This is a genomic window from Actinomyces oris (assembly GCF_001937445.1).
In the GTDB taxonomy this organism is placed as follows: domain Bacteria; phylum Actinomycetota; class Actinomycetes; order Actinomycetales; family Actinomycetaceae; genus Actinomyces; species Actinomyces acetigenes.
Genome location: NZ_MSKS01000038.1, coordinates 46,568 through 56,437, shown reverse-complemented (window position 1 = coordinate 56,437; position 9,870 = coordinate 46,568). Strand labels below are relative to the sequence as shown.

Here is a 9,870-nt window from a genome sequence, read left to right as displayed (position 1 = left end):
CCCACTCCTCGCAGTCCTCACCTGAGACAAACAACGGAGGGCCCAGCGCCCGAAGCGCCGTCACAACCGGACAAAGCGTAGCCCCCACCACCCTTGATGGGTGGTGGGGGCTCCGTACTGCGTTCCCAAACGCGATACCCGTCCCGTACCCTCACCGGGCAACCACAGGCACTTTTCGTTGGAAACTCGGGAATTTGTGGAGATGGGGGGAATCGAACCCCCGTCCGACGGCCGCACAACAGGACTTCTCCGGGTGCAGCTCGCTAGCGTTTTTCTCAGCCCCGGCGTCTCACGCGAGCAAGGACGCCGACGGGCTCAGTCGATGAAAAGTCCCAAGAGCCCTACCGACACGGGCTCTCAGCAGTGGCTTCCTGGATGACGCCAGGAACCGGGGCGGAAGCGCTCCCCGGGCTGACGGACTTCGAGGCTCGCTCAGGCGGCGAGGGCGAAGTCGGTGCGAGTGTTATCGGCACCTATTGGTTCGCGCAGAGCGTTGACGAGATGACTGCGCATCCTCGACCCGCTTCTCCTGAACCTACGACCGTCGTCGAAACCGATCATCCCCTATGGAGGTGTCACCGGACTCCCGCAGGAGACCTGGAACGCGCTCTCAGCAGAGCCAGGCCACTTTAGCAGAATCAGGGACAAGAACACAGAAGGCCGCTGACCCGTGCCTCACACGGCCGGTCAGCAGGTAGAAACACTCAAGGAGCCTCACTCCCGCTTGTCTCGGCCCCGACGCCGGTTGGCGGCTGCCATGGCCCGGGCCGCCTCCCGCTTGTCCTGCGCCTCACGCAGCGCCTGGCGCTTGTCCCAGTCCTGCTTACCCCGAGCCAGGGCGATCTCCAGCTTGGCGCGCCCCCCGATGAAGTACAGCTCCAGCGGGACCACCGTGTAGCCCTTGGCCTGCACCCTGGTCTCGAGGCGCTCCAGCTCGCTGCGGTGCAGGAGCAGCTTGCGCTTGCGACGCGGGGAGTGGTTGTTCCACGTCCCCTGCAGGTACTCGGGTATGTGAGCCCCTTGGAGCCAGGCCTCGCCATGGCGGTCGATCTCGATCCAGGCCTCGGTCAGCGAGGCCCGCCCCATGCGCAGCGCCTTGACCTCGGTGCCGGTGAGGACCAGTCCCGCCTCGTAGCGGTCCTCGATGAAGTAGTCGTGAGTCGCCTTGCGGTTACGGGCCACCGTCTTGTGGGCGTCGGAGGCGGCCTTCGCCTTCTGTCCGGCCGTCGGCTTGGACGCCCGAGCAGACTTGGAGGCAGGGGTCATCGGCCTGTCCTTTCACGAGTACGGGATGGCTGGCGCTCCCCTGTCAGAACGACCCGGAGCTTCCTCCGAGCGGGCCGAGCCCGACCGGGGCATCGTGGCGTGACACGACGACGCGCAGGGACAGGAGTCTACGGGTCCAGTCAAGAAGGACTCGCCTAGAAGCCGGGCAGGGACATCGGGTCGATGTACACCCCGTCCTGTGCCACCTGGAAGTGGACGTGCGCCCCGGTCGCGTAGCCGGTTGAGCCCGTCGCGCCGACGACGTCGCCGCGCTTGACCTGCTGACCATCGGCAATGCTGCGCGAGGAGAGGTGGCACAGGGTGATGACGTAGGAGTGCCCTTCGATGATGCCACCGTTGATGTCGATGCCGATGCCGCAGGACTCGGAGTTCCAGTAGGTGGCCACTCCGGAGACCGCCGCGTACTGGGGCGTTCCCTCACTCGCGGCAAAGTCGACCCCTTGGTGCCCTGTTGCGACACCGGTGACCGGATGGACGCGGTACCCGAAGGGCGAGGTCACCTCGAGCGGGCCGGTGATCGGGTGACCGATGTACCCGCTTCCCAGGGAGTCGGCACCGATCGAGCTCGCGGGGACCGAGGGCATCGTTCCGGCACTGGCCGCAGCCTGGTTGGCGGCGTCGATCTGGGCGACTCGCGATGCCGCGGCCGCGGCATCGGCGTTGGCCTGGTCGAGCTGGGACTGCAGATCGCTCTTACGGCTCTCCAACGCCTCGGCGGCCGACTTCTTCTGCGCGGCCAGCCTGGCGACCTCGTCCCGCTTGGTCTTGGCCGCGTCCCGGGCCGCCTTGGCGTTCGCCTCGGCGGTGTCGGCCTCGGTCTTGAGCGTGCTGACTCGCGTGGTGGCAGCATTCTGCCTGGCCTCACGGTTGGCGTTCTGAGCGCGCTCGACCTCGGCGGCGGACAGTACCGCCTCCTGGACCCCTGAGCCGATCTCAACCGCTGAGGCTCGCTGGCTGAGCTCCTCGACGTCCTGGGAGGCGAGGACATAGCTCCAGGAGGTCACCGAGTTGTCCCCCTGATAGGTGGACACGACGATCTCAGCCACGGAGCCGGAGGTCTCCTCGGCCGTCTTCTTGGATGCCTCGGACTCCTTCTTGACCGTCTCAAGGCTGTTCTGCGCCGTGGTCAGGCGGTCACTGGCGATCTGCTGCTCCCTCTCCTTGGCGGCCAGAGTCGTCTCAGCGGTGGTCAGCTGTGTCTCCGCGGTACTCAAGGAGGCCTGGGCGTTCTGAAGCGAGATGTAGGCCTGCCCCAGATCGGCGCTGACCCCCTCCAGCGAGGAGATCACCTGCTGCTGCTTGCGCTGCGCCTCATCCTGCTTGGCGACGGCGTCGTCCCGCTCATCGGCCAGGGAGATGTCCCCGGAGTAGAAGAAGACGAGGCTGGCGGCGGCCAGGGCGCAGACTGCGGCACGCCGGCGTGAGCGGCGCAGGAACAGACGAGACAGCATGTGAGATCAGATCCTCGTGTACTTGGACAGGGACAAGGCGGAGGAGACCGCGGCCAGGGCGACGGCCGCCAGAATCAGCCAGGGCGACAGGAGGAGGACATCCCTGGTGCTGATGAAGGCGCTCGTGAAGGAGATGGATGAGGCGAGCCACCCCTCCACGACGTAGCGCACTCCCAGCCACAGCGTGGCCACGGCGAGAATCGCCCCGGTGAGGGCGGCGATGACTCCTTCGAGGATGAAGGGCAGCTGGATGAAGAGGTTCGAGGCCCCCACCAGGCGCATGATCCCGGTCTGTCGGGAACGGGACATGGCCGACAGCCTGATGGTCGTCGAGATGAGCAGCACCGCGGCCACCGCCATGATGGTCGCCAGCCCTCCCGTGATCCAGGAGGCCCGGTTCATCACGAGGAAGAGGGGCTCCAAGGTGGAGCGCTGGTCGACCACCCGCTCCACGCCGCTGTGCCCCTCGAACTGCTCGGCCACCAGCTTGTAGTTCTCGGCGTCCTTGAGCTTGATGCGGAAGGACACGGGCATCATGTCCTCCGTCGCGTTCCTCCCGACGGCGGACTTGGCGTAGGCCTTCATGAAGTTCTGGTAGGCCTGGGCCTTGGTCTCCATCTGGTAGGACTTGACGTAGCCGGAGGGGGCGCCGCTGGTGATGAGGTTCTCGACCTCGCTGATCTGGGCGGCGGTGGCCTCGCCGTTGGCGCAGTTGGAGGAGGCCGACGACTTGGGGCACATGTAGACCGAGACCTCGACCTTGTCGTACCAGTCGCCCTTCATGGTCGAGATCTGGCTCTGCAGCAGCGACGAGGCCCCGACGAAGAGCAGCGACACGAAGGCGACGAGAATCACCGACACCGTCATCGCCAGGTTCCGGTACATGCCCTTGGCGGTCTCCGACAGGACGAAACGCAGTCTCACAGTTCTTCTCCTTCAGCGGTCCGAGCCGTAGACGCCGCGGTCCTGGTCGCGCACGACCTCGCCGCCCTTGAGCTCGATGACGCGTTTACGCATCTGGTCGACGATCTCGTCGTCGTGAGTCGCCATGACGACCGTGGTCCCCTGCCGGTTGATGCGGTCGAGCAGACGCATGATGCCGACCGACGTCGAGGGGTCCAGGTTCCCGGTGGGCTCATCGGCCAGGAGGAGCTTGGGCCGGTTGACCATGGCGCGGGCGATCGCCACGCGCTGCTGCTCACCCCCGGAGAGCTCGTGCGGCAGACGCCTCTCCTTGCCCGCCAGCCCCACCAGGTCAAGGGCCTCGGGCACAGCGGAGAGAATGTAGTGGCGCGGCTTACCGATCACCTGGGAGGCCAGCGCCACGTTCTCCAGGACGGTCTTGTTCTCCAGGAGCCGGAAGTCCTGGAAGACGAAGCCGATCTCCTGCCGCAGCTGAGGCACCTTCCACGAGGAGATCTTTGACAGGTCACGACCCAGCACGTGGATGCGTCCCTTGGTGGGACGTTCCTCCCGGATGACCAGCCGCAGGAAGGTCGACTTGCCCGATCCCGAGGCGCCGACAAGGAACACGAACTCGTCACGATTGATCTTGATGTCGACGTCGTCGAGCGCCGGACGCATCCCCCGGTCATAGACCTTCGAGACGTGGTTGAAGCGGATCATCTGCTCGTTGCTCCCCTGCTGCGCCCCGAGCACGGCACTCGGGTTCATGGCGTTGTGGCCACCGTATGCGTCGACACGCCATTTTTCCGCCGTGACACGCCCAGCGTCGATGTGGCTTGTGATGGCCGGGACGCGGTGTGATCCTCCTGTGATCACAGAACTCGAGAGCACCAAGCTCCATCCACTGACCGGCAACGCGCCCTAGGCTTGGGAGCATGAGTGAGACCCCCCTATCGCCCGCGCTGTCACGTGCCTTCGAGGATCGCGTCGACCTGGGTTCCTGGGCGGGCTTCACCTCGTCGCTGGCCCGGTTCCTCGACGAGGTGTGCAGGCCGTCCGCGCAGCGGGGAGAATCCGTCGAGGCCACCATTGACCCGTCCGGCGGGACCCTGCTGCTGACTGCCCCGGTCCCCATGGTCAAGCCCGAGGAGCTGGCTCCCCAGGGGCGCTGGTCGCAGCTGCTGGCAAGACTGTCCCTGATCACTCCCCCCGTTCCCTCCCCGGACCTGCCGGGTGTGGTCCTCGTCGGACGCTCCGACGGCATCGAGGTCTCGCTGCCTGAGCTCGATGCGCAGGGACGGGTGCTGCTCGGCCCCACCGAGCGCAGGATCCTGGGGGCGATCGGCTGGCAGGAGAGCCATCATGTCTTCGCCAGGCTGCTGTCCGACGCGGACGAGACCGCCGACCTGGTGACCCGCATCCTCATCGAGGTGCTCGAGGTCGCCCATCCCGCAGACCTCGACTACCTCCTGCGCGCGCACTCCGACATCAGCTGACCCCTACGGCCTGCTCGACGAGATCATCGGTGAGCTCGTAGGCGGGCCACGGCTCCCCGGTCTGGCCCTCGGTGCGCACGCTGGCCGGATCGACGACGAAGGACTCGGAGCTCTCTGCGTGCGTCGCGCCGGACCCGCCGAACCCGGTGGGCTCAGTGGACTCTGAGGACTCCTGGGGGGCTGCGGGCCCCGGGACCGGTGAAGCCGGGGCACCTGAGGCCGCCGCCTCAACCTCCCAGTGATCCGATGAGACGTGCTCGTCGCCACCGGGCTCGGGCTCGACATCACCGGTTCCACCGCCCGAGGAGGCCGAAGGCGCCGACTCCACGGCTTTCACGCGCGCGAAGCGGGACTCCCCTCTGGTCAGGTCGTGACCGGCGGCCTGAAGCGTGATGACGTTGGTCTCGTGCTTCCTGCCGTTGCTCTCCCAGGACTCCTGGGAGAAACGTCCGGTGAGCAGGACCGCGTCCCCTTTACGCAGGGAGTGACTCAGATTGGCGGCGAGCTGCCCCCATGCCTTGGCGGTGAACCAGATCGTCTCGGCATTGTTCCAGCCCTGCTCAGTGCGGTAGGTCGGGGTGACGGCGACGCGGAAACGACAGTAGGGACGGGCACTGTCCCCGACACGGGACAGGACCGGACTGGTTCCGACGACGCCCTGAACGGTGAGGTCGAGCTGACGAGTCATGAGGGGGCTCCTTGGTTGTGGGCGGGCGGCCCTCTGCCGCCCCTGCACCACAACGGTGCTCGGCCCGCCCCTCAGGTGCCCAGCCGGACCCAGGCTCACTCCCCACATGACTCTGCCCGGAGGGCAGGCTGAGGGCTGTGGCCACGCGGTGGCCTTGCACAGACGGGGTTAGAGCCCCAGAGCCGATTGCAGCACCCGGTGCTTGTCCAGAACCTTGGCGGCCGGCCGGCTCAGTCCCCGCTCAACCACGGACTCCAGGCGGGCACGCACCCGTTGCCCATAGCGCTGCGCCTCGCGGCGCGCTCTGCTACGCCGGCGCACCGTGGCGATCAGGACCGCTATGAGTCCGACGGCGATGAAGCAGACCGGGACGATCTCGATACTGCGGTGCAGGACCTCGAGCCCCTCTCGCACCACGGAGGCGGACAGCCACGACACCCCACCGAGCACCATGAGCAGGCCTCCCCACCACAGCAGGTCGATCAGCGGCTGGCGGTGCCCCGGCAGCGCCACGGAACCGACCGCCTCGGCGGTCTGCCCCGCCAAGGTCTCCGGGGAGACGACGGCGGCCTCCAGACTCCGGGCCCACGTGGGCGGCAGCCCCTGTGAAGTGCGGTGGACCCATGTGGAGTGGGCCGAGGACACTGCGGTGCGCGAGGGCGGTTCGGGACGGGCCAGGGCCCTGGGCAGCACCCTGGACAGCCCGGCTCTCACCGAGTCCTCCACTGCCTGGGCGCCAGAAGCCTGCAGCAGCACCTTGGTGGTCTCCTCGGTGAGCTCGGCATTGAGCTCCACCTTGTTGCGGGCCACCGTGGGACGCAGACGACGCGTGATCGCGTCAAGCTCGGCCGAGGCCGTGCGTGCCGCGTTGGACTCCCGTGCGACGCGCTGGCGCAACATGCTGCGCACGACGTCGAGGTTGTCTCCGCGCACGGCCGAGACCGGGAGCACCTGAACCCGACTGAGCCCGTCGTCCTTGAGAAGAGACCCGACGTCGTCCAGCAGACTCGCCAAGCCGCTCTCCGGAAGGGTGTCCACCTGGTTGACCAGGACGAGCATGTCCTCCTGACGGGCACCCAGTCCGCGCAGGTAACCGTCGTGCAGGGCCGCGTCGGCGTACTTCTGAGGATCAACCACCCACACGAGGATGTCGGCCAACGGGACGAGGCGATCCACTTGCAGGGAATGCTCGGTCGTCACTGAGTCGTAGTCGGGAACGTCGAGCAGGACCAGGCCGGACATGGAGCCCTGGTCCTCGGCGTCGAGAATCGAGTCCCTCCGGATGCGCCGTTCCGAGGAGACCCCGAGGAAGTCCAGGAGCGGGCCGGCGTCGTCACCCCAGGAGCAGGCGGCGGCCCGCGACGTCGTGGGACGACGCGCGCCGACATCTGCGAAGTTCAGCTGGGTCAAGGCGTTGAACAGCGACGACTTGCCCGAACCGGTGCCCCCGAAGAGCGCCACGACGGTGTGATCCACTCCCAGCGCCAGACGCTGGGCCACGGCATCGAGCGCCTTGTGGGCAGGGATCGACAGGGAGGCCGGAACCTCCGTGGGGCACAGGCGCAGGGCTTCTCGAACCGCATTCAGACGGGCATCGAGGTGCTCGGCGTCGAGCACCTCGAAACCTCTGTGCGCCGAGGTGGAGGGGACGGATTCGGAATGGCTCATGCTGTGGCTCCGGGACGGGTGAAGGGCTTGAGCTCGCCCGAGCGCAGACGCAGCGCAGCGGCGAACCCGGGGGCGGGGGCGAGCGAGGTGGCCGCCCCCTTGGGGACTGTGGCAGTCAGCGCCTCCGTGACCGCTTCCACCAGGAGGGCGCTGGCCTGAGCGGTCTGCTCCTCCAGTCCCAGGCGTCTGGCGGCTGAAACAGCCCCGTCAACGCCGGCTGCGGCGGAGATGAGGAGGTCGATGACACTGCCGGGGCTCAGTCTACGGATGTCCTGCGGGCTCTCGATATTGGCCTCCAGGTAGCCGACCCAGGCCTCAATGGTCGCGGCCGCGTCATCACCCTGCCCCAGGATCCTGTGCGCACGTTCCTCTGCCCCCGCCTCGGCCCAGGCCCTTCGAGCCTCGGCGTTCAAGGCGACGATAGCGGCCTGAAGCTGGTTGGCCAGGGCCTGGCGGGCGTCGTTGGCCAGCTGGGAGAGCCCCTCGGCGCGGGCCTTGTCCGCCCGTCCCAGGAACCCTCTGCGCAACTTGCCCCCCTGGGCCAGCGAGGCCAGCGGACCTCCGGAGGAGGCCAGGGTGATCCACCGGGTGGCGGTGGCGCCCTGGCCTGCAACGCCGGCCCTGATGTCGGCGCTCATGGTCTCGATGGCGGTCTCCCTCAGCTCCTGGCACGTCCTCTCCAGCTCCTGGGCCACCGCGTCCTGGGCGTCGACGTCGTCGGCCAGGCGCTCCAGGTCGGCGCGCAGTGTGCTCCACACCCCTCTGCCGGTACGACGCACGAGACCGGCTGCGCGGTGACGCCCGGCAAGGAGCTGCAGCCAGTCGCGCAGCTCGCTGACGCCGTCACCCGACAGGAGCCCCTCGTGCGGCCCGGCGTCCGGGACGACGAAGAAGGGCGCCTCCGACAGTCCCAGCCCCTGCAGGCGGGTGATGAGATCCCGACGCACCTCGGGCAGAATCCTCGCCGGCACCCGGTTGAGAACCACGCCGATGGGGGTCTCACGGCGTGCGGCCTCCTCCAGCGTCGTCCACGGTGTCTGATCGCCGTAACGCGCCGCGGTGGTGACGAAGAGCCACAGATCGGCCGCCTCCAGCAGCCTGCCGGCCAGGGCGCGGTTGGCCTCGTGCACGGAGTCCAGGTCCGAGGCATCGATCAGGGCCAGGCCGGCCGGAATGGCAGCGGAGACCTCCTGCCGGCACACCTGGGTCAGAGGGTGCTCGGACAGTGAGCCCATATCCTCAGGATTGGCCACCAGCACCGGAGTTCGAGTGGTGGGCCTGAGCACGCCGGCAACTGAGACCTCCTGACCGAGCACGGAGTTGACGAGCGTGGACTTCCCGGCACCCGTCGATCCGCCGATCACCACGATGGATGGGATGTCGGCATCCTGGAGGCGAGGAATGACCTGGTCACGGACCTGCCCGATGAGACCGTCGCGCAACGTGCGGGCAGCCTCGATGCCGTCGGCACTCAGAGCCAGGTCGAGGCGCTCGAGATCCCGGACCAGGTCGGACAGGACATCGAGGAGCTGAGCGCGACTCAGGGCGGAGACGGGGGCGTCGTCCTGGGAGTGGCGCGAGGGGACAGGAGCGGGCATGTGCCAACACTATGAGCACAGCGCAGCGGAGTCGACGATTGATCTCGACAGTTCACACCACATGTGTCGCAAGCCCAGTGAGAGTCTCCTGTCACCCCGCTGTGACCGCTGAGAGCGCGCACCGAATCTCGCACGAGAAGAGAATCCGCCCCTCAGGCGTGCCCGGAACTCAGCCTCCGACTGCGGCGTCCAAGCCGGATAAAGCCGGTGGCGATGAGTGCGACATCGTCGCCTCAGTCCCTGCGATCCGGCGACCCGAACGGTCGATAGTCCGCGGAATATCAACCTTCTCGGTCTCGACAGCCAGTGCCCCCGGCCGGACTCGAACCGGCAACCTGCGGATTAGAAGGCCGATGCTCTATCCATTGAGCTACGGAGGCGTGCGCGAAGCGCCTCACCAGCCTACGCCATCAACCCGGCGGCCCCGCCCCCGATGAGAGGGGCGCCCCAGCGCTGCTGTCAGCACCAGAAGACGATCTCGAGAAGATCACGCCGCCATGACGAGCGTGCATCGATCCGAACGGCCGATCGGTTCTGCAAAGCCACAACGGTCATCCCTCACGCCACTCAGCGCCCGCGCCGCAATACGACCGTGATCGCACTGCAACGACCCTGTGACCGGTTCGATCGACACCTCGGAGGTCCCCGTACCCGCCCCGACGACGCCATCGGCATGTATCCAACCTCACGCCGGGGAGTCCTCACTCTTAGCGACGACGCCGAAACACCAGTATCGTGGCCGGAAGCCCCATCCCACTCCTCCGGAAGGACCGCCC

General features: G+C 67.5%; 8 protein-coding genes, 1 tRNA gene and 1 other RNA gene. 1 reads left to right on the top strand and 9 read right to left on the bottom strand.

The window, feature by feature from the left end; genetic code table 11:
- Positions 1–194 precede the first annotated feature (194 nt).
- From ssrA to ftsE, 5 genes are all read right to left on the bottom strand, one after another.
- Positions 195–565: a transfer-messenger RNA gene (gene ssrA, locus BKH20_RS10585) on the bottom strand.
- A 149-nt stretch (positions 566–714) separates the two neighbouring features.
- Entirely contained in the window at positions 715–1,266 is a 552-nt protein-coding gene (gene smpB, locus BKH20_RS10580) for an SsrA-binding protein SmpB (protein ID WP_075391029.1), read from the bottom strand.
- 155 nt (positions 1,267–1,421) lie between these two features.
- Entirely contained in the window at positions 1,422–2,738 is a 1,317-nt protein-coding gene (locus BKH20_RS10575; protein ID WP_075391028.1) for a peptidoglycan DD-metalloendopeptidase family protein, read from the bottom strand.
- 6 nt (positions 2,739–2,744) lie between these two features.
- Entirely contained in the window at positions 2,745–3,662 is a 918-nt protein-coding gene (gene ftsX / locus BKH20_RS10570) for a permease-like cell division protein FtsX (RefSeq protein ID WP_075391027.1), read from the bottom strand.
- A gap of 12 nt (positions 3,663–3,674) precedes the next feature.
- Entirely contained in the window at positions 3,675–4,364 is a 690-nt protein-coding gene (gene ftsE, locus BKH20_RS10565) for a cell division ATP-binding protein FtsE (protein ID WP_004565300.1), read from the bottom strand.
- Positions 4,365–4,579: 215 nt separating this feature from the next.
- Here ftsE and BKH20_RS10560 point away from each other — a divergent pair, with 215 nt between their 5' ends.
- Positions 4,580–5,140, top strand: coding sequence for a TY-Chap domain-containing protein (locus tag BKH20_RS10560; protein ID WP_070661712.1), 561 nt, complete (start codon positions 4,580–4,582; stop codon positions 5,138–5,140).
- On the opposite strand, the gene BKH20_RS10555 is transcribed toward BKH20_RS10560, so the two are convergent.
- The 4 genes from BKH20_RS10555 to BKH20_RS10540 form a co-directional block, all read right to left on the bottom strand.
- Positions 5,133–5,828, bottom strand: a complete 696-nt coding sequence (locus BKH20_RS10555; RefSeq protein ID WP_075391026.1) for a single-stranded DNA-binding protein — start codon at positions 5,826–5,828, stop codon at positions 5,133–5,135. The two genes, BKH20_RS10560 and BKH20_RS10555, sit on opposite strands and share 8 nt — an antisense overlap.
- Positions 5,829–5,996: 168 nt before the next feature.
- A complete protein-coding gene (locus BKH20_RS10550; RefSeq protein WP_070661718.1) occupies positions 5,997–7,496 on the bottom strand; it encodes a GTPase in 1,500 nt (499 codons plus the stop codon).
- The gene (locus tag BKH20_RS10545) at positions 7,493–9,094 is read right to left on the bottom strand and encodes a GTPase domain-containing protein (protein ID WP_075391025.1); all 1,602 of its coding nucleotides are present in this window, start codon (positions 9,092–9,094) and stop codon (positions 7,493–7,495) included. Before BKH20_RS10545 ends, BKH20_RS10550 begins: the two co-directional genes overlap by 4 nt.
- Positions 9,095–9,401: 307 nt before the next feature.
- Positions 9,402–9,474, bottom strand: a tRNA-Arg gene (locus BKH20_RS10540).
- Positions 9,475–9,870: the final 396 nt, after the last annotated feature.